This window comes from Streptomyces sp. SP17BM10 (genome assembly GCF_036322405.1).
In the GTDB taxonomy this organism is placed as follows: domain Bacteria; phylum Actinomycetota; class Actinomycetes; order Streptomycetales; family Streptomycetaceae; genus Kitasatospora.
The window spans coordinates 1-19,798 of sequence record NZ_JAQYXB010000677.1; the positions used below are offsets into that span (position 1 = coordinate 1).

The 19,798-nt window shown below is 71.0% G+C and carries 14 protein-coding genes and 2 pseudogenes; 8 read left to right on the plus strand and 8 right to left on the minus strand.

Annotation, left to right across the window (positions count from 1 at the left end):
• Nucleotides 1-2,694: glycoside hydrolase family 48 protein (locus tag PUR71_RS37920; RefSeq protein ID WP_329931829.1), on the plus strand; the 2,694-nt coding region annotated here is incomplete at its 5' end.
• Between the two features lie 63 nt (nt 2,695-2,757).
• Here PUR71_RS37920 and PUR71_RS37925 read toward each other — a convergent pair.
• The gene (locus tag PUR71_RS37925; RefSeq protein ID WP_443077718.1) at nt 2,758-5,304 is read right to left on the minus strand and encodes an RICIN domain-containing protein; all 2,547 of its coding nucleotides are present in this window, start codon (nt 5,302-5,304) and stop codon (nt 2,758-2,760) included.
• A gap of 364 nt (nt 5,305-5,668) precedes the next feature.
• Between PUR71_RS37925 and PUR71_RS37930 the strand changes: the two genes are divergently transcribed.
• Nucleotides 5,669-6,031, plus strand: a complete 363-nt coding sequence (locus tag PUR71_RS37930) for a DUF1304 domain-containing protein (RefSeq protein ID WP_329931831.1) — start codon at nt 5,669-5,671, stop codon at nt 6,029-6,031.
• 343 nt (nt 6,032-6,374) lie between these two features.
• On the opposite strand, the gene mmsB is transcribed toward PUR71_RS37930, so the two are convergent.
• The 7 genes and pseudogenes from mmsB to PUR71_RS37960 all read right to left on the minus strand — a co-directional run bounded on the left by mmsB (nt 6,375) and on the right by PUR71_RS37960 (nt 12,773).
• Complete coding sequence (mmsB, locus tag PUR71_RS37935) at nt 6,375-7,610, minus strand: multiple monosaccharide ABC transporter permease (protein WP_329931832.1); 1,236 nt, start codon at nt 7,608-7,610, stop codon at nt 6,375-6,377.
• Between the two features lie 3 nt (nt 7,611-7,613).
• Nucleotides 7,614-9,179: a multiple monosaccharide ABC transporter ATP-binding protein gene (gene mmsA / locus PUR71_RS37940; RefSeq protein ID WP_329931833.1), complete on the minus strand. Its 1,566-nt coding sequence runs from the start codon at nt 9,177-9,179 to the stop codon at nt 7,614-7,616.
• Between the two features lie 100 nt (nt 9,180-9,279).
• The gene (gene chvE / locus PUR71_RS37945) at nt 9,280-10,374 is read right to left on the minus strand and encodes a multiple monosaccharide ABC transporter substrate-binding protein (protein ID WP_329931834.1); all 1,095 of its coding nucleotides are present in this window, start codon (nt 10,372-10,374) and stop codon (nt 9,280-9,282) included.
• 650 nt (nt 10,375-11,024) lie between these two features.
• A pseudogene (locus PUR71_RS41420) lies at nt 11,025-11,243 on the minus strand (S1 family peptidase); the annotation flags it as partial.
• A 159-nt stretch (nt 11,244-11,402) separates the two neighbouring features.
• The gene (locus PUR71_RS37950; protein WP_329931835.1) at nt 11,403-11,711 is read right to left on the minus strand and encodes a hypothetical protein; all 309 of its coding nucleotides are present in this window, start codon (nt 11,709-11,711) and stop codon (nt 11,403-11,405) included.
• Between the two features lie 63 nt (nt 11,712-11,774).
• Nucleotides 11,775-12,011: a LysR substrate-binding domain-containing protein gene (locus PUR71_RS37955; RefSeq protein WP_329931836.1), complete on the minus strand. Its 237-nt coding sequence runs from the start codon at nt 12,009-12,011 to the stop codon at nt 11,775-11,777.
• A 288-nt stretch (nt 12,012-12,299) separates the two neighbouring features.
• Complete coding sequence (locus PUR71_RS37960; RefSeq protein ID WP_329931837.1) at nt 12,300-12,773, minus strand: GNAT family N-acetyltransferase; 474 nt, start codon at nt 12,771-12,773, stop codon at nt 12,300-12,302.
• 45 nt (nt 12,774-12,818) lie between these two features.
• Between PUR71_RS37960 and PUR71_RS37965 the strand changes: the two are divergent.
• The 6 genes and pseudogenes from PUR71_RS37965 to araA all read left to right on the plus strand — a co-directional run.
• Nucleotides 12,819-13,172: pseudogene (locus PUR71_RS37965) on the plus strand (RICIN domain-containing protein); the annotation flags it as partial.
• Nucleotides 13,173-13,532: 360 nt separating this feature from the next.
• Nucleotides 13,533-14,186 (plus strand): MOSC domain-containing protein, encoded by a 654-nt coding sequence (locus PUR71_RS37970; protein ID WP_329931866.1) that lies wholly within the window; start codon nt 13,533-13,535, stop codon nt 14,184-14,186.
• 340 nt (nt 14,187-14,526) lie between these two features.
• Nucleotides 14,527-15,558: a LacI family DNA-binding transcriptional regulator gene (locus PUR71_RS37975; RefSeq protein WP_329931838.1), complete on the plus strand. Its 1,032-nt coding sequence runs from the start codon at nt 14,527-14,529 to the stop codon at nt 15,556-15,558.
• A 349-nt stretch (nt 15,559-15,907) separates the two neighbouring features.
• The gene (locus PUR71_RS37980; RefSeq protein ID WP_329931839.1) at nt 15,908-17,605 is read left to right on the plus strand and encodes a ribulokinase; all 1,698 of its coding nucleotides are present in this window, start codon (nt 15,908-15,910) and stop codon (nt 17,603-17,605) included.
• The gene (locus PUR71_RS37985; protein WP_329931840.1) at nt 17,602-18,273 is read left to right on the plus strand and encodes an L-ribulose-5-phosphate 4-epimerase; all 672 of its coding nucleotides are present in this window, start codon (nt 17,602-17,604) and stop codon (nt 18,271-18,273) included. The genes PUR71_RS37980 and PUR71_RS37985 overlap by 4 nt, the downstream gene beginning before the upstream one ends.
• Nucleotides 18,274-18,285: 12 nt before the next feature.
• On the plus strand, nt 18,286-19,791 hold the full coding sequence (araA, locus tag PUR71_RS37990) for an L-arabinose isomerase (protein WP_329931841.1): 1,506 nt from the start codon (nt 18,286-18,288) through the stop codon (nt 19,789-19,791).
• The last annotated feature ends 7 nt before the right edge of the window (nt 19,792-19,798 follow it).

A 19,798-nucleotide genomic window follows, 5' to 3' on the forward strand; every position in this document is an offset into this window, starting at 1 on the left:
ACCGGACGGACCGTCACCGTCACCAACCCCGGCTACGCCCCCACCATCAACCCCGGCGCCTCCTACACCACCAGCGCCAACTTCTCCTACACCGCCACCAACACCGCCCCCACCACCTTCACCGTCAACGGCACACCCTGCCGCGGTGCCAACCGGCCGCCGACCGTCTCGCTCACCTCCCCGGCGGCCGGGCAGACCTTCACGCCGGGCTCCACGGTGACGGTGTCCGCCGACGCGGCGGACGCCGACGGCGCCGTCTCCAAGGTCGACTTCTACGCCTCGACGTCGGCCGGCACCAACACCCTGATCGGGACCAGCAGCACCGCGCCGTACACCGTCCCGTGGGCGAACGTGGCGGCGGGCGACTACTCGGTCACCGCCGTGGCCACCGACGACGGCGGCGCCACCACGACCTCCAGCCCGGTCGCGATCAAGGTGGCGGGGCCGAGCGTCCTGGTCAGTCCGGCCTCGCTCGCCGTCCAGCAGGGGAGCAGCGGCACCTTCACCGTCGCCCTCTCCCAGGCGCCGACGGCCGACACCGCGGTGTCGGTGGCCCGTTCGGGCAGCGACACGGACCTGAGCGTGACCTCCGGTGCCACCCTCACCTTCACCCCCGCGGACTGGAACGTCCCGCGGACCGTCACCGTCGCGGCCGGCACCGACAGCGGTCAGGTCGGCGGCACCGCCACCTTCACGGCCTCGGCGGCCGGCTTCGGCCCGGGCGCCGTCACGGTGACCGAGGCGGCCAGGACGTCGGGCTACGACCGGTACTTCCTGGACCTCTACAGCAAGATCAAGAATCCGGCGAACGGGTACTTCAGCCCGCAGGGCATCCCGTACCACGCGGTGGAGACACTGATCGTCGAGGCCCCCGACTACGGCCACGAGACCACCTCCGAGACCTACAGCTACTGGCTGTGGCTGGAGGCCGACTACGGGCGGGTCACCGGCGACTGGACGGCCTTCAACAACGCCTGGAGCAGCCTGGAGACGAACCTGATCCCCAGTCACGCCCAGCAACCCGGCCAGAGCACGTACAACCCGGCCAAACCCGCCGAGTACGGCCCGGAGAAGGCCCAGCCGGACCAGTACCCGGCCAAGCTGAACGCCGGCGTCCCGGTCGGCACCGACCCGCTCTCCACCGAGCTGAGCGGCTCCTACGGCAGCCCGGACGTGTACGCCCCGGCCTGGCTGCTGGACGCCGACGACACGTACGGCTTCGGGCAGTGCGAGGACGGAACCAGCAAGCCCAGCCTGATCAACACCTTCCAGCGCGGCCCGGAGGAGTCGGTCTGGGAGACCGTGCCGCAGCCCGACTGCGACCTGTTCAAGTACGGCAACAGCGGCTCCGGCTTCCTCGGTCTGTACAACGACGGCGGCGGCTCGTTCAGCAAGCAGTACAAGTACACCGACGCGCCCGACGCCGACGCCCGGCTGGTCCAGGCCGCCTACTGGGCGGAGCAGTTCGCCACGTCGCAGGGGAAGAGCGCGGCCATCACCGCGACCCTGGCCAAGGCCGCCAAGCTCGGGGACTACCTGCGCTACTCGCTCTACGACAAGTACTTCAAGCAGGCGGGCAACTGCCTCGGCTCCACCGGCTGCCCGGGCGGATCCTCCAAGGCGAACGAGCAACTCGGCCTGCTCACCTGGTACTTCGCCTGGGGCGGGGCGGCCGACGGCAGCTGGTCGTGGCGGATCTCCGGCTCCACCGCCCACCAGGGCTACCAGAACCCGATGGCCGCCTGGGTGCTCGCCAACGACCCCGGCCTGAAGCCGCTCTCGCCGAGCGGCGCCACCGACTGGGCGGGCAGCCTGGACAAGCAGCTCCAGTTCTTCCAGTGGCTGCAGTCCACCGAGGGCGGCATCGCCGGCGGCGCCACCAACAGCTGGGGCGGGAACTACGGCGACGACGCGGCACCGCCGGCGGGCGACCCGACCTTCTACGGCCTGTACTACGACTGGCAGCCCGAGTACCACGACCCGGCGTCCAACCAGTGGTTCGGGTTCCAGACCTGGTCGATGGAGCGGTTCGCCGAGTACTACTACACCACCGGCGACACACGGGCGAAGGCCATCCTCGACAAGTGGGTCCCGTGGGCGATGTCCGTCTCCCGGGCGGACCCGTCCACCGGCACCCTGACCACGCCCGACACACTCTCCTGGACCGGCGCGCCCGACACCTGGAGCGCCACCAGCCCCGGGACCAACACCGGTCTGCACGTCACCGCGAGCGGCACCGCCACCGACGTCGGCGTGGCCGGATCGCTCGCCAAGACCCTCGCGTACTACGCGGCCAAGTCCGGTAGCGGCGATGCCCGGAAGTTCGCGCAGAACATCCTCGACACCCTGCACGCCAAGTACACCGACAGCCTGGGCTACTCGGCGGCCGAGACCCGTACCGACTACAGCCGCTTCACCCAGGCGTACTCGCCGACCACCCATCAGGGCCTGTACGTCCCGCCCGGCTGGAGCGGCACCTACCCGGACGGCACCCGGATCGGTTCCGCGAGCAACACCTTCCTGTCCATCCGGCCCTGGTACACCAAGGACCCGCAGTGGTCCAAGGTGCAGGCCTACCTCGACGGCGGTGCCGCGCCGGTCTTCACCTACCACCGGTTCTGGGCCGAGGCGGACATCGCCACCGCCTTCGACACCTTCGCCCAGCTGTTCCCGACGGTGAACCCGGGAAGCTGAGCGGCCGGGCCACGCCCTCGTCCCCCGGCCCCGCGCACGCACGCGGGGCCGGGACGAGGTCGGTCAGGACGGGTCGCCGTAGACCACACCGCGGCCGTAACCACCGAGGTAGACCCGGCCGAAGACGTCCGGGTCGCCGGAGACAACGTTGATGATGCTCCCGCCGAACTGGTGCCGGTCGTCGTTGATCCGGACCCAGGTCGAGCCGCGGTCGGTGGAGCGGAACAGGCCGGTGACGCCCTTCACCTTCCCGCTCAGGTAGACGGCCTGGTAGTCGGCGCCGGGCGCGGCCTTGCCGAAACCGACGGCGCTCGCCTGCTCCACGCCGTCGAGTCCGCGGAAGCTCGCGCCGCCGTCGGTGGAGTGCCGCAGCCCGTTGCCGCCGGCGATCCACAGGTCACCGGCGACCCCGGGGGCCGCCTTGAGCTGCCCGCCGCCCAGCCCGGTGGCCCGGGCGGCGAAGTGCCGCCCGCCGTCGGTGGACGCGTACAGGGTGCCGCCGCTGAGTGCGTAGAAGGTGTTCGCCGCCGAGCGGTCGGCCACCACGGCCGCGTCCTTGGGCAGGCCGGAGACCGCCGCCCAGGAGCCGCCGCGGTCGGTCGAGAGGAACGGCGCCTGGCCGGCCGGAGTCCAGACCACGGTGCCGGCGTCCGCCGAGACGGCCGCCGATCCGCCGCCCGCGCCACCCACCGGCGCCGCCGCGAACGGAGCCCAGTTCGCTCCGCCGTCGGTCGAGTAGGCGCCGTGCTGCGCGCCGCCGAGGCCGACCCGAACCATGAACCCGGGTTTGCCCTGGGCGAAGTCGATGCCGGTGGTGTTGGTGAACAGCGGCCCGCTCAGCGCCTTGGGGGCCACCTTGGTCAGGTCCTCGTGGCGGAACCCGCCGACGTCGCCGAGCGCGCTGATGAGCGGCAGACCGGGGGGCTTGATCAGTCCGAGAGTCGCCGTCTCCTCCAGACCCTTGGCCGGGACGGTCCAGTGCGTGGGACGCCCGCTGTCCGCCGCCGTCACGTCGGTGCTGCCCCACATGCCCGAGCCGGTGCCGTACAGCACGTGCCCGGAGTCGAAGGGGTCGATGGCCAGCGTGCCCATCCAGTGCCCGATGCCGTTGCCGACGTAGGGTGCCGCGGAGTCGTCCCGCTGCGAGCCCGCACCGAGCGCCTGCCACGTGGCGCCGCCGTCGGTCGAGCGGTACAGCTCGTCGGAGGGCCACCAGCGGTCGAGCGTGGTGACCATCACCGTGGCCGGGTGCCGAGGGTCCACCGCCAGGCCCGCGAAGCCGTAACTCCCGGTGGACGGCGAAACGTTCTTCCAGGCACCGGCGGACGGCGTGTACTTCCACACCGAGCCGGCCGTCACCCCGTTCGGGCCGGGCGCATTGGTGTAGGTCAGGTACAGCGAGCCGTCGCCGGACAGCACACCGTGCTGCGGCAGCTGCCCGGTCGGCTGGCCCGGGACGGCCTGCCAGGTGGCGCCGCCGTCGGTGGAGCGGTACAGCGAGGTCGACTTGTCGGCCACCCCGACGTAGATCGTCCTGCTGCCGGAGGGGCCGAAGGTCACGAAGGACAGGCCGACCCCGCTGCTCGCGCCGTCCTTGACGGGGAAGCCGCCGACCTGACTCCACGTCACACCGTAGTCGGTGCTGCGCCAGAGGCCGTTCTTGCGGGTGCCCAGGTAGAGCGTGCGGTTGTCGGACGGGTCGACCACCAGCCGCTCGCCCATGGACCGGCCGTCCTCGTTGCCTCCGAGCTTGAAGGGCAGGTCGGTGCGCTGGAACGTCCGTCCCTGGTCGGTGGAGCGCAGGATCGCGCCGTTGCCCGCCCACTCGTTGGTGTAGGTGCCGCTCGCCAGGTAGAGCCGGTTCGGGTCGACCGGGTCGGTGGCGAGGCTCTCGATCCCGAGCAGGTTCCAGTCGGCGCCGCCGATCCAGTCGGTCAGCGGGGTCCACTGCCCGGCGGTGGTGTCCCAGCGGTAGGCGCCGCCGATGTCGGTCCGGGCGTAGAGCAGGTCCTTGCGGGTGGGGTTGAAGACGATCCCGGTGACGAACCCGCCGCCGACGATCTGGGCGTTGTGCCACGTGTACCCGTCCGAGCCGGACGCCTTCACCAGCCGCCACCGTTGGTTGGTGCTGCCGATGTCGCCGTACTGGATGAGCGGTACGCCCTCCTCCTTGCCGCCGCCGCAGACGTCCAGCACCATGCCGCTGGCGCGGGAGACGAACTTCACCGCTCCGTCGCCGACGTCCTGCATCCGCCACTGCTGGGCGGCGGAGGCGTGGTCGGTCTGCTGCTCGACGGCGGCGGTGGACCGGGAGGCATCACCGCGAACTCCGAGGACCTTGTGGGTGCCGCGGTTCTCCAGTTCGTAGTAGCCGTCACCCGCGAGCCGCAGGCGCCACTGCTGGCTCGCGGCCCCGGCGGTGCGGTTCATCTGCCGGGCCCACGCGCCGTCGGCCGCGTCCGCTCCGGGCACGTCCAGGACCTTGTCGCTGCGGACGGACACCAGGGTGTAGTACGCGTCGGGATCCACCGCCGCCGCGTTGGAGTCGGCCTGCACGAACAGGAGGTACGGGCCGAGCACGCCGGGCACGCCCAGGGCCAGGCCCAGCATGGTCCAGCGCCGCCGGTGGCGCCCGCGGGGGCGCCGCACGCCACCGGCGGCCGTGCGGTTGTGCCGCCCGCGGCCGTCCGCGGTGGGATTCGTCTCGTTCATGGGCTGCTCCTTGCTTCGGCCGCGCAGCAGCGGTCGGCGGTGGGATCCGGACGACCCGTCGGGTGTTTCCGCCCTCGGTGTCGCCCGTCAGTTGCCGCCGGCCCGCGGAAGGTTGCCGTCCGCCGAGAACCGGATCCCTGAGCACGGGAACGGCGGAGGGCGGGGCCGGGCCCGAGCGTGCGGGATCCACCTGCGGGATCCATGGGTCCCCGCCGCTCGGAGTGGTGAACGCCAGGGGATCCCGGAGCGTAATATGCCCGGCATGTCCACAGTCGCCGCGATCGCGGTCGTCGCGCTCGCCCTCCTGCACGTCTACATCCTGGTCCTGGAGATGTTCCTGTGGACCACGCCCCGGGCCAGGGGCGCCTTCGGCACGTCGGCCGAGTTCGCGGTCTCGACCAAGGCGATGGCCGCCAACCAGGGCCTGTACAACGGTTTCCTGGCGGCCGGCCTGCTCTGGGGTGCCTTCGCCTCCGACCCGGTCGGATTCCAGGTGCGGGTGTTCTTCGCGTCCTGCGTCGCCGTCGCGGGGCTGTTCGGCGCCCTGACCTCATCGAGGAAGATCCTCTTCGTGCAGACCGTACCCGCGCTGGTCGTGCTCGTACTGGTGCTGCTGGCCCACTGAACCCGGAACCGCCCGCCGAGGGGTGCCTCTCGCCCGAGAGGCACCCCCTCCCGGTGCCGTCGGCGCAGCTCGTCCGTCCGCGTACAGCCGGGGGGCTCGGGGCGGCCGACATCGTCGGAAGGGAAGTCCGCTCGGACGGCGGTGGCGCGGTCCCGCAGGAGCTCGACCGCTTCGTCCTCCGGGAGCGGCGCGAGGGCGAACACCTGCTCGCCCCGGACGTCCAGGGTGTGACGGCTACACGGAGAAGTGTGCACGCGGGGACGGGCAGAGGGACGAAAAACGGGCGGGGAGCAGACGCCGTGCCCTCATCCACGGTGTTTGCTCCCCGCCCGCGCTCAGGGGGTCAGGAACCGGCCTTGCGCTTGTTGTAGACGTCGAACCCGACGGCCGCGAGCAGGACGAGTCCCTTGATCACTTGCTGGTAGTCGGTGCCGATGCCGACCAGCGACATGCCGTTGTTGAGCACGCCCAGCACCAGGCCGCCGATGATGGCACCGAGGACGGTGCCCACGCCGCCGCTGGCGGAGGCGCCGCCGATGAAGGCGGCGGCGATGGCCTCGAGCTCGAAGTTGATGCCCGCCTGTGGGGTGCCGGCGTTGAGGCGCGCCGCGAAGACCAGTCCGGCCAGGGCCGCGAGGACGCCCATGTTGGTGAAGGCGAGGAAGACGACCCGCTTGCTCTTCACCCCGGACAGCTTGGCCGCGGCCTCGTTGCCGCCGATCGCGTAGGTGTGCCGTCCGATGATCGAGTTGCGCATCAGGTAGCCGAAACCGACCAGCAGGGCGCCGAGGATCAGCAGGACGATCGGTACGCCGTGATAGCTGGCGAGCAGCAGGCTGAAGACCACCACGGCCGCCGTGATCGCGGCGAGCTTGACGAGGAACAGACCGGTCGGGAGGACCTCGAGCCCGTACGACGCCGTCTGCCGTCGGCCGCGCACCTCCTGGAGGATGGCGATCGCCAGTACTGCGAGGCCCAGCAGCAGGGTGAGGTTGTGGTAGTTGGTGTGCGGCCCCACCTCGGGGAGGAAGCCGCTGCTGATGCTCTGGAAACCCTTGGGGAACGGCGCGACCGACTGACCCTGCAGCAGGATCTGGGTGCCGCCGCGGAACAGCAGCATCCCGGCCAGGGTGACGATGAACGACGGGATGCCCAGGTAGGCGATCCAGAAGCCCTGCCAGGCGCCGGCGAGCGCGCCGACCACCAGCGCGGCCACCAGGGCGACGGGCCACGGCACGTGGTGTTTGACCATCATCACCGCGGCGGCGGCGCCGACGAAGGCGGCCAGCGAGCCGACCGAGAGGTCGATGTGGCCGGCGATGATGACGATCATCATCCCGATCGCCAGGATGAGGATGTAGCCGTTCTGCTGGATCAGGTTGGTGATGTTGAGCGGCTGGAGCAGGATGCCGTCCGTCCAGATCTGGAACAGCAGCACGATCAGCGCGAGGGCGACCAGCATGCCGTACTGGCGCACGTTGCCGCGCAGCGCGCGGGCGAGCACGCCGCCGAGCGAGGGGCCGGGGCCGGCCTGCGCTGACTTCGGGGACGAATCCGGGATGATCTCGGTCGGGGCCATGCCTCACACCTGCTCGTTGCTGGATGCGGCGCTCATGGTCATGAGCCGCATGAGTGATTCCTGGGTGGCGTCGGCACGGGCCACCTCGCCGGTGATCCGGCCTTCGGCCATGGTGTAGATCCGGTCGCACAGGCCCAGGAGTTCGGGGAGTTCGGACGAGATGACGAGCACGGTCTTGCCCTGGGCGGCCAAATCGGCGATGACGGTGTAGATCTCCGCCTTGGCGCCGATGTCGATGCCCCGGGTGGGCTCGTCGAGGATCAGCACCTCCGGCTCGGCGAAGATCCACTTGCTGAGGACGACCTTCTGCTGGTTGCCGCCGCTGAGCGTGCCGGTCCGGGTGAACACCGTCGGGGCCTTGATGTTCATGGTGCGCCGGAAGGACTCGGCGACCCTGGCCTCCTCGTGCCGGTCGACCCGGCCGTTGCGGGAGACCTTGCCGAGCGCGCTCAGGGAGATGTTCCGGCTGATGTCGTCGATGAGGTTGAGGCCTAGCTGCTTGCGGTCCTCGGTGACGTACGCGATGCCGTGCGCGATCGCCTCGGGCACCGTCCGGGTGCGGATCTCCCGGCCGTGCAGCCGCACCCGGCCGGCGGCCCACCGTCCGTACGAGCGGCCGAAGACGCTCATCGCCAGCTCGGTGCGGCCGGCGCCCATCAGGCCGGCGATGCCGACGATCTCACCGCGCCGCACGGTCAGCGAGGCGCCGTCCACCACCATGCGCTGCTGGTCGATGGGGTGGCGGACGCTCCAGTCCTCGACCTCGAAGACGACCTCGCCGATGGCGGCCCCGCCCTCCGACTCGGGCTTTCGTTCGGGGTAGCGGTGTTCCAGGTCGCGGCCGACCATGCCGCGGATGATCCGGTCCTCGGATATGCCCTCGGAGCCGATCGCGATGGTCTCGATGGTCCGCCCGTCGCGCAGGATGGTGACGGCGTCGGCGACGCGGGCGATCTCGTTGAGCTTGTGCGAGATGATGATGCAGGAGATCCCCTGCGCCTTGAGCTCGAGGATCAGGTCGAGCAGCTTGCGGCTGTCCTCGTCGTTCAGCGCGGCGGTCGGCTCGTCCAGGATGAGCAGCTTGACCTCCTTGGCCAGGGCCTTGGCGATCTCGACCAACTGCTGCTTGCCCACCCCGAGGTCGGCGACCCTGGTGTGCGGGTTCTCGTCCAGGCCGACCTGCCGGAGCAGTGCGGCGGCGTGGGTGAGCGTCCGGTGCCAGCTGATGATGCCCCGGGTGGCGTGCTCGTTGCCCAGGAAGACGTTCTCGGCGATGGACAGGTACGGCACCAGGGCCAGTTCCTGGTGGATGATGACGATGCCGCGCTGCTCGCTGGCCCGGATGTCCTTGAACCGGCAGGGCTCGCCCTCGAAGAGGATCTCGCCCTCGTACCCGCCGTGCGGGTAGACACCGCTGAGCACCTTCATCAAGGTGGACTTGCCGGCGCCGTTCTCGCCGCAGATGGCGTGCACCTCGCCCGCGGCAACGGTCAGGTTGACTTCGGACAGCGCTTTGACGCCGGGGAACGACTTGCTGATCGACCGCATTTCGAGAACGGGTCCAGCCATGGTTGTGCTTCCGTATCGTTCGGGGGCGGTGCGGTGGCCGCGGGCTGTTCGGCCCCCGCACCGCCGGTCGGGACCGGGCCCGCCCGGCGGGCCCGGTGGGCTACTTCAGCTGGTCGGCGGTGTACTGGCCGCTGTCCACCAGGACCTGCTGGTAGTTGTCCTTGTCGACGCTGACCGGCTGGAGCAGCTGGGCCGGGACGGTCTTGGCACCGTTGTCGTACTGGCTGGTGTCGTTGACCTCGGGCTTCCCGCCGGTCAGCACCGCGTCGCCCATCTGGACGGCCGCCTTGGCCAGTTGGCGGGTGTCCTTGTAGACGGTCTGGGTCTGCTCGCCCGCGATGATCGACTTCACCGAGGCCAGCTCGGCGTCCTGGCCCGTGACGACCGGCAGGGACTTGGCGGTGCCGTAGCCGACGCCCTTGAGCGAGGAGAGGATGCCGATCGAGATGCCGTCGTACGGCGAGAGCACGGCGTCGAGGTGGGCCGAGGTGTAGGCCTTGCTCAGGAGGTTGTCCATCCTCGACTGGGCGAGCCCGCCGTCCCAGCGCAGCGTGGCGACCTGGTTGAAGTCGGTCTGGCCGCTCTGCACGACCAGCTTCTTCTGGTCGATGTACGGCTTGAGGACGCTCATCGCGCCGTTGAAGAAGAAGGTGGCGTTGTTGTCGTCCGGCGAGCCGGCGAAGAGCTCGATGTTGAACGGGCCCTTTCCGTCCTTGAGTCCGAGCTTGTCGACGATGTAGCCGCCCTGGAGGACGCCGACCTTGAAGTTGTCGAAGGTCGCGTAGTAGTCGACGTTCTTCGTGCCGCGGATCAGCCGGTCGTAGGAGATGACCGGGATGTGCGCGTCGGCGGCCTTCTGCAGCACGTTGGTGAGCGACGAGCCGTCGATGGCGGCGACCACCAGCAGCTTGGCGCCCTTGGTGATCATGTTCTCCACCTGCGACACCTGGTTCTCCACCACGTTGTCGCCGTACTGCAGATCGGTCTTGTAACCCTTGGCCTGGAACTCCTTGACCATGTTGTTGCCGTCGTTGATCCAGCGTTCCGACGACTTGGTCGGCATGGCGATGCCGACGAGACCGCCCTTGGCGTCGCCCTTGCCCGCGCCGTCGCCGGCGCCGTTGGCGCTCTGGCCGCAGGCTGCCAGGGAGAGGGCGAGACCCGCGGCGACGAGGCCCGCTGAAAGCTTGCGCACAGTTCCTCCAGTGATGTTCCGCGACCGGCACGGTGCCGCCCCGGTAGCCGGGGGACCGGGAGCGGTCGAGCGGGGCCGGCCGGGAGCGGTCCTCGTACCGAGGGAGTGGGTCCGCACGGCTCCGGCCTGGCGTGACATGAAGTGTTAACGCTAACAACGGCGGCGTCAAGGGGCTTCGGATCACCGTTGGATCCCGGTTCTCCGCCGATCGGTCCGCGTGAACGTCCACCACTGGCGGGAGAGTTGCCGGGGAGGACGGGTAGTGAAGGTTGAGTGAACGTTGGATGTCGTCCAGGCATCGAAACGGTGTCCGCCCCCGTCTGCGGACGGGAGACGGGCACCGTTTCGGAGGGGGGCGGCCCGTGGCCAGGGTCAGGCCGTTGGCATCGAGGATCGGCTTGACGGGCTGGAAGTAGGTGGTTCCGTCGGACGTGCGGGTGACACCGGCCCCCGGCCGGCCGCAGTGGCCGGCGCTGACGAACCCGGGCTGGCCGTTCGAGGTGACCGGGAAGCCGATCGAGCAGCGGGTGCGTTGTCGATGAAGTAGGCGTCGCCGCCGCGCAGGTCCGCCAGCGGCTCGGGGGAGTCCGATGCCGGATCCATCCGCACGAGGGCGCGGTCGACGCCCGCCTCCTGGAGGAAGCCTCGACGCGATCGGCATCGGTGGACTGGACCACGAGGGTGTTGGCGGCGACGTCGACGTACCAGAACGGCGAGGCCTCGGGAGCGGTGCGCCCCGCGGCGCGGTCGAGTGCGCCCTTCGCGCGGTCGAGGGTGGCGAGGCTGTGCCGGACGACGGTGGCGTGCCGTCCGTCTGGGCGCCGGCGGGGGCGACGGTGGCCGGAAGGGCGACGGCTGTCAGGGGGCACGCGGCGGCGGCCACGCGGAATCGGAGCATGGGGGTCACCTCGGAGTGGGGGTTGCCGGGACCGCAGCCGCAGGAGACATGCGTCCGGGGCATGCCCAAGCTCCCCTGCGTCGACGCTATGGACCTGTTCGACGAGCCGGTGAAGACGGGGCGCCTCACGTCACGGCGCTGAACGGGTCCTCCGTCGCAGCCAGGTGGCGTATGCCGGATTCAGTGCCGCGGCGTCGGCGTGCACCGCCTTCGCGTGGCCGACCACCTCGTCCGCGAGTCCCCACGCCAGCGAGTGCGGCGCCCAGCCGATCACATGGCGCCAACTCAGCTCCGGGGGAGCCAGGGGGACCGTCACGATCCCGCTGGTCGGCGGGAACGTCGCCCGGCACAGGGAGGTGGCCCGGCCCGCCCGGACGAGGTGGAGGCACGAGGCCGGGTCGGCCTCGTAGACCGGCAGGGGCAGGAAGCCCGCCCGCACGCAGGCGGCCGCGAAGCACTCCGTGAAACAGTCTCCTCCCGGAGGGAACACCCAGCTTTCGGCCTATAGTTGACTGAGCATCAGCTCGGTCTCCCGCGCCAGCGGATGATCCTCGGAGAGCACGGCGAAGACCGGGTCGACGGCGATCTCCCGCCATTCCAGCCGTTCGTCGCCCATCACCTTCTGGTGCCCGCAGACCCCGGTCAGCACGAGGTCCAGTCGTCCGTCGACCACCCGGCCCACCAGGTCCGGTGTCGAGCTCGACGACTGGGTGCTCAGCGCCATCCCGGGCCTGGCCACTGCCAGTCGAGGACGGGTATCGCCGGGGCGGGCTGCCGCGACCCGCTCCGGCGGAACCCGTGTGCGGGTGCGGGCGTTCAGCCGGCGGGTTGCGGTGCCTCGCCGGCGACGCGTGCCAGCAGGAGGCGGGCGGAGGTCTCGCCGGCCGTACTGGTGAGGTATTCGGCGACGATCCGGCGGGCCTCCGCCTGTCGGCCTCGGGCACGGCGTCCGGCATCGCGAAGCCCGGATCGGTGCGCCGCAGGTCCGCCAGGACGGCGTAGTACTCGTGGCGCAGCAGTGACCAGATCATCGCGTCGTGGTGCTGTCCGTCCAGGTAGAAGTACTCGCGCAGGATGCCTTCCACGACGAATCCCGCCTTGGTGACCAGGCGCAGGACGTTCTTTTGTAGAGCGCGGTGGTGAACTGCACGCGGTGAGCGCCCCGGCCGTGGAAGAGGTGGTCCAGGAGCAGGTCGAACGCCTCGGTGCCGTAGCCGCGGCTCCACAGCTGCGGATCGCCGATGGCCCCGCCCAGCGAGTAGCCGCCGACCGGTCCGTGCGGCTTGTAGTGGACGGCGCCCACCGTGGCGCCGGCCGTGTCGCGGACGGCGAACTGGCGCAGTTCCCCGCTCTGGTCGAGCCTCCTGAAGTCCTCGGCGGAGACGACGGAGCCTTCGGTGGCGGACATGGTGGAGGCCGCCGAGTTGGGACCGAACCACTGCGCCATCAGCTCGTAGTCCTCGGGTGTCGGCCGTTCGAGCCTGACGGATCTGCCCTTCACGCAAGCCCCCTGGGGGTCGATGACCATTCTTGACAAAGCTTGACTGTGACCAGCAAGGGCGCCCAAGGCACGTTCTACGAAGGCGTGATGACCTCCGGCTACCCGTCGGAGGCGACCGAGAACGCCGTCCAGGCCGACATCGTCGCCGCCGGATACGCCGACTCCTCGGCGACCACGGGGGCGTTGCGCGGCACCGGCTCGGGCAAGTGCCTGGACGTGCCCAACGCCTCCGCCACCCCGGGGCTGCAGACCCGGATCTCCGGCTGCTCCGGTGGAGCGAACCAGACCTGGACCCGTACCGGGGACGGGCGGCTCACCGTCGACGTCGCCGGCACGACGCCGTGCCTGGACGCGTACGGCGGTGCGACGGCCGACGGCACCAAGGTCGTGACCTGGCCCTGCAACGGCGGCGCCAACCAGCAGTGGCGCTTCAAGGCCGACGGCAGCGTCACGGGCGTGCCCTCCGCCGGTGCCTGGACGTCGCGGGGGCGGGGACGGCCGATGCGACGGCCGTCCAGCTGTGGACCTGCTGGGGCGGCGCCAACCAGTAGTGGACCCTCGGATAGCACCCACCCCGGTCGGTCCCGGTTCCGCCGCCGTGCGGAGCCGGGCCCGACCACCGGTCGGTGGCGCAGGGCGGCCCGGCGGCGGACACCGGCGGCCGGCACGCCGGAGGGCCAGGTGGAGCCGAAGGTCGATTCCGAGACTCGGCAGGGAAATTGGTCGCCCCGGCGCGCAGGGGTCCGTACAGTCGCGGCCATGAAGCTGCTCTCAGTCAACGTAGGCAGGCCCCGTCCCAACCCGTGGAAGGGCCTCGGCGCCACGGGCATCGACAAGCAGCCGGTGGACGGGCCCGTCACGGTCGCCGCCCCGGGCCCGAAGGGCACCGGCGAGGTCGGTCTCGCCGGCGACCGTGTCTACGACGTGAAGCACCACGGCGGTCCCGACCAGGCCGTCTACGCCTACGCCCGCGAGGACCTCGACGGCTGGGAGGCCGAACTCGGGAGGCGGCTCGCCAACGGCGTCTTCGGGGAGAACCTCACGACCGTCGGTCTCGACGTCAACGGCGCCCTGATCGGTGAGCGCTGGCGCATCGGGCCGGACGTGGTCCTGGAGGTGTCGTGCGCCCGGATCCCCTGCGCGACCTTCCAGGGGTGGCTGCAGCGAGAGGGCTGGATCACGCGTTTCACCCGGGCCTCGGTGCCGGGCGCCTACCTGCGCGTGATCGAGTCGGGGGACATCCGGGCCGACGACCCCGTCGAGATCGTGCACCGGCCCGACCACGAGGTGACCGTCGGTGTCGTGTTCCGTGCCATGACCCTCGAACCGGACCTGCTGCCGCGCCTCCTGGTCGCCGACGCGCTGCCCGAGGCGGCTCGGGCACTGGCTCGCAGGCGTACCGTGGGCGGATGATCGAGCTCTGCACGGGCCGCCTGCGTGAATGCGACGAGGCACGCACCATCGTCGCCGCGAGAGGGGGCGCGGGGCGTGTCGCGGACCTCAGCCCGATGCGCCCGGCCTGATCGCGGTACGTGCACAAATGCTCACGGCTTGCTTCCGCTTCCGTAACCACGGTGCCATGATCTGGCAAGGTCCCCCGCGTGGGAGGTGTGAGCGCTAACTTGAACGTAGTGGCACGTCCCCGCGGTCCACGCGGCTGGTATGAAAGGGAAGCCGTCGGTCGGACCGTCGGTGGCGGATTGGCCTGGACCTGGTCGCGTACTGTGGTCCACAACCGAGGAGGGGACTGCGAGTGGGAACCGACAGCGCCGGGACGGAACAGCGCCAGCCCGTGATGGCGGACGTGGCGAAACTGGCGGGTGTCTCCCACCAGACGGTGTCCCGGGTGCTCAACGGTGCCCCGCACGTCCGCCCGGACACCCGGGACCGGGTGCTGGCGGCCATACGGGAGCTGGACTACCGGCCGAACTCGGCGGCCCGCACGTTGGTCACGCGCCGCTCGCAGACCCTCGGCGTGGTCAGCTTCGACTCGACCCTCTACGGCCCCGCCTCCATGCTGGACGGGATCGAGCGCGCCGCGCGCAGCGCCGGGTACTTCGTCAGCGTGACCAGTCTGCGCTCCCTGGACGGCCGTTCGGTCCAGGAGGCCGTCGACCGGCTGCGCGACCAGGGGGTGGAGGGCGTGGTCGTGATCGCTCCGCAGACCTCCGCCGTCAGTGCCGTCGCCCGCCTCTCCAGCTCCGTGCCGATCGTCGCCGTCGGTTCGGGCAACCAGACCCAGGTGCCCATGGTGTCGGTGAGCAACCGCTTCGGTGCCGGAGAGGCCACCGGCCACCTGCTCGACCTCGGCCACCGCACCGTTCACCACCTGGCGGGACCGGCCAACTGGCTGGAGAGCCAGGACCGCGAGGAGGGGTGGCGGCTCACGCTGAAGGCGGCCGGAGCGCCGGTGCCGGTCGTGGAGCGTGGCGACTGGAGCGCCCGCTCGGGTTACCAGGCGGGTCTGCGGATCGCCGGACTGGCCGACGTCACCGCCGTCTTCTGCGCCAACGACCACATGGCCCTCGGCCTGCTGCGCGCCCTGCACGAGGCGGGCCGCTCGGTCCCCGGGGACATCAGCGTGGTCGGCTTCGACGACATTCCGGAGGCCGCCTACTTCACCCCGCCGCTCACCACCGTGCGCCAGGACTTCGGCGAACTCGGCCGCAGGGCCCTGGAACTCCTCGTCGGGGAACTGGAGGGCGTCGCGCCGGCCCACACCCATGTGCAGATCACCCCGGAGATGGTGTTGCGCCGCAGCGTCGGCCCCGCCGGGCACCGTTGATCCCGTCATCGGAGCCCGTGTGATCCCGTCGTCGGATCCCGTCCGGCGCACCACCCGGTCGGGGCCGCGCGCCGGCCGCCAGCCGACGGTCGGGGTGCGATGACGACGCGTCCCTTGACAGCGCATATGTGAACGCTAACAATTCATGTGAGCGCTAACAAAAGCGCTCCTCAGCTCCGCCGGCGGGCAACGAAATGCCTCCGTCCGTTCGCCGGCGGGTCCTCCTTCCGCCCTCCCCCGACGGAGCCGGCGGAACGGGGCCTGTCGCCGGTTCGATCCGCCCTGCCCCGGACTTGGATTGCACCGGCGACGGGTGACAACACCGGTCTCCCGCACGAAGAATGAGGATGTGACCGTGATTCCTGCCGCCCGGGACTCCGAGGGGTACGTCGTCGGCATCGACTTCGGAACCCTTTCCGGCCGCGCCGTGGTGGTCCGCGTGCGCGACGGCGAAGAGGTCGGCACCGCCGTCCACGAGTACCCGCACGCCGTCATCGAGCGCGAGCTGCCCGGCACCGGCCGACCGCTCCCGCCCGACTGGGCCCTCCAGCACCCCGCCGACTGGCGTGCCGTGCTGCGCACCGCCGTGCCGGCGGCGCTCGCCGACGCCGGGGTCGACCCCGCCCAAGTCATCGGCATCGCGACCGACTTCACCGCCTGCACGGTCCTCCCGGTGCTCGCGGACGGCACACCGCTGGCGGAGACGCCCGCGTGGGCGCCGTACCCGCACGCCTGGCCCAAGCTCTGGAAGCACCACGCCGCCCAGGGGCAGGCGGACCGGATCAACGCGCTGGCGCACGCCCGCGGGGAGAAGTGGATCCCGCGGTACGGCGGCCGGATATCCGCCGAATGGCAGTACGCCAAGGCCCTGCAGGTCCTGGAAGAGGACCCGGCCGTCTACGCCGCCTGCGCCCGCTGGATCGAGGCCGCCGACTGGATCGTCTGGCAGCTCACCGGCACCGAGAGCCGCAACACCTGCACCGCCGGCTACAAGGGCATCCACCAGGACGGCAGCTACCCGAGCGAGGACTACCTCGCCGCGCTCCACCCGGGCTTCGGCGACTTCGCACGGACCCGCCTGGAGCACCCGCTGTCCCCGCTCGGCTCCCGGGTCGGCTCGCTCACCGCGCAGGCCGCGGAGTGGACCGGTCTGCCCGAGGGGATCGCGGTCGCGGCGGGGAACGTCGACGCCCACGTCGCCGCGCCCGCCGCCCGGGCGGTCGACAACGGCCAGCTCCTCGCCATCATGGGCACGTCGACCTGCCACGTCGTCAACGGCGCCACGCTGGCGGAGGTCCCCGGCATGTGCGGGGTGGTCGAGGACGGCATCGTCGCCGGCTCCTACGGCTACGAGGCCGGCCAGAGCGCCGTCGGAGACATCTTCGCCTGGTGGCTGCGTCAGGGCCTGCCCGCCGACTACGTGGCCGAGGCCGAGCGCAACGGCGAGGACGCGCACCGACTCCTCACCCGCAAGGCCGCCGCCCAACCCGTCGGCGCCCACGGACTGGTCGCGCTCGACTGGATGAACGGCAACCGCTCCACCCTGGTCGACCACCACCTCTCCGGCGTGATCGTCGGACTCACCCTCGCCACGCGTCCCGAGGAGATCTACCGCGCCCTGCTGGAGGCCACCGCCTTCGGCACCCGCGTCATCGTCGAAGCCCTGGAGCAGGGCGGTGTCCCCGTGACCGAGTTCGTCGTCACCGGGGGCCTGAAGAAGAACGAACTGCTCATGCAGATCTACGCCGACGTGTTGCGCCGCCCGGTCTCGGTCGCCGAGTCCGAGCAGGGGCCGGCCCTAGGCTCGGCGATCCACGCCGCCGTGGCCGCCGGAGCCTACCCCGACGTGCGGACCGCGGCCGCGGCCATGGGCCGGGTGCGCCCGGCGGCGTACCGGCCGGACGGCACCGCGGCCGACGTCTACGACCGGCTCTTCGCCGAATACCGCACCCTGCACGACCACTTCGGCCTCGGCGCCGACAAGACCCTGCACCGCCTGCGTGCCATCCGCAACGCCGCCCTCACGTCATCGAGCGAGGCCAAGTGAACGCGAACATCGACCCGATCCGCCACCAGGTCAGCGAACTGCACCAGGAACTGGTCCGCTACGACCTGGTGGTCTGGACGGCCGGAAACGTCTCCGCCCGGATCCCCGGCGAGGACCTGTTCGTGATCAAGCCGAGCGGCGTCCCCTACGACGAACTGTCGCCGCAGAGCATGATCGTGTGTGACCTGGACGGCAACGTCGTCGAGGGTGACCACTCTCCCTCGTCGGACACGGCCGCGCACGCCTACGTCTACCGCCACATGCCCGAGGTCGGCGGCGTGGTCCACACCCACTCCACCTTCGCCTGTGCCTGGGCGGCCCGGGGGGAGGCCGTGCCCTGCGTCCTCACCGCGATGGCCGACGAGTTCGGCGCCGAGATCCCGATCGGCCCGTTCGCCCTGATCGGGGACGACTCGATCGGCCGGGGCATCGTGGACACCCTCAAGAGCCACCGTTCGCCCGCCGTCCTGATGCGCAACCACGGCGTCTTCACCATCGGCAAGGACGCCAAGGCCGCCGTCAAGGCCGCCGTGATGTGTGAGGACGTGGCCCGCACCGTCCACATCTCCCGGCAGCTCGGCGAGCCGCTGCCCATCGCGCAGGCGGACATCGACAGCCTGCACTTCCGCTACCAGAACGTCTACGGCCAGCACCCCGAGGCCCGGTAAGGAGTCACCACCATGACGTCACTCGCTGGACGCGAGATCTGGTTCCTGACCGGCAGTCAGGGACTCTACGGCGAGGAGACGCTGCGGCAGGTCGCCGAGCAGTCCCAGCGGATCGCCGGCGTACTGGGCACGGCAGCCGCCCTGCCGGTGGACGTGGTCTGGAAGCCGGTCCTCACCGACGCCTCCGCGATCCGCCGCATCTGCCTGGAGGCCAACGCGGACGACCGGTGCATCGGCCTGATCGCCTGGATGCACACCTTCTCCCCGGCGAAGATGTGGATCGCCGGCCTGGATGCCCTGCGGAAGCCACTGCTCCACCTGCACACCCAGGCCAACGTCGAACTGCCCTGGGACTCCATCGACATGGACTTCATGAACCTGAACCAGGCCGCCCACGGCGACCGCGAGTTCGGTTACATCCAGTCCCGCCTCGGCGTCGCCCGCAAGACCGTCGCCGGGCACGTCACCGACCCCGCCGTGACCGCCCGGATCGCCTCCTGGGCGCGTGCCGCCGCCGGCCGTGACGAACTGCGCGGCCTGAAGCTCGCCCGCTTCGGCGACAACATGCGCGACGTCGCCGTCACCGAGGGCGACAAGGTCGAGGCCCAGCTCCGCTTCGGCGTCTCCGTCAACACCTACGGCGTCAACGACCTCGTGGCGGCCGTGGACGCCACGGCCGACGCCGACGTCACCGAGCTCGTCAAGGAGTACGAGGGCAGCTACCGCCTGGCCGCCGACCTGCGGGTCGGCGGGGAGCGCCACGAGTCGCTGCGCTACGCGGCCCGGATCGAGCTCGGCCTGCGCGGCTTCCTGGAAGAGGGGGGCTTCAAGGCCTTCACCACCAACTTCGAGGACCTCGGCGGGCTGCGCCAGCTCCCCGGCCTGGCCGTACAGCGGCTGATGGCCGACGGCTACGGCTTCGGCGGCGAGGGCGACTGGAAGACCGCCACGCTGCTGCGCACCCTCAAGGTGACCGCCACCGGCCTGGCCGGCGGCACCTCCTTCATGGAGGACTACACCTACCACCTGGAACCCGGGAGCGAGCTGATCCTCGGGGCGCACATGCTGGAGGTCTGCCCCAGCATCGCGGCCGCCACCCCCTCGTGCGAGATCCACCCGCTCGGCATCGGCGGCCGCGAGGACCCGGTCCGCCTGGTCTTCGACGCCGCGCCCGGCCCCGCGGTGGTGGTCGGCCTCGCCGACCTCGGTGACCGTTTCCGGCTGGTCGCGAACGACGTCGACGTCGTGGAGCCGCCGGCGCCGCTGCCCAACCTGCCCGTGGCCCGTGCCGTCTGGAAGCCGCGCCCGGACCTCCACACCTCCGCCGAGGCGTGGCTGACCGCCGGTGCGCCGCACCACACCGTGCTCTCCGGTGCGCTCGGAGCCGAGGAACTGGAGGACCTGGCCGAGATGCTGGGCGTGGAGCTCCTGATGATCGACGAGGACACGTCCATCCGCCGGTTCACCAAGGAACTCCGCTGGAACCAGGCCTACCACCGCCTGGCCCAGGGGATCTGACCCCACC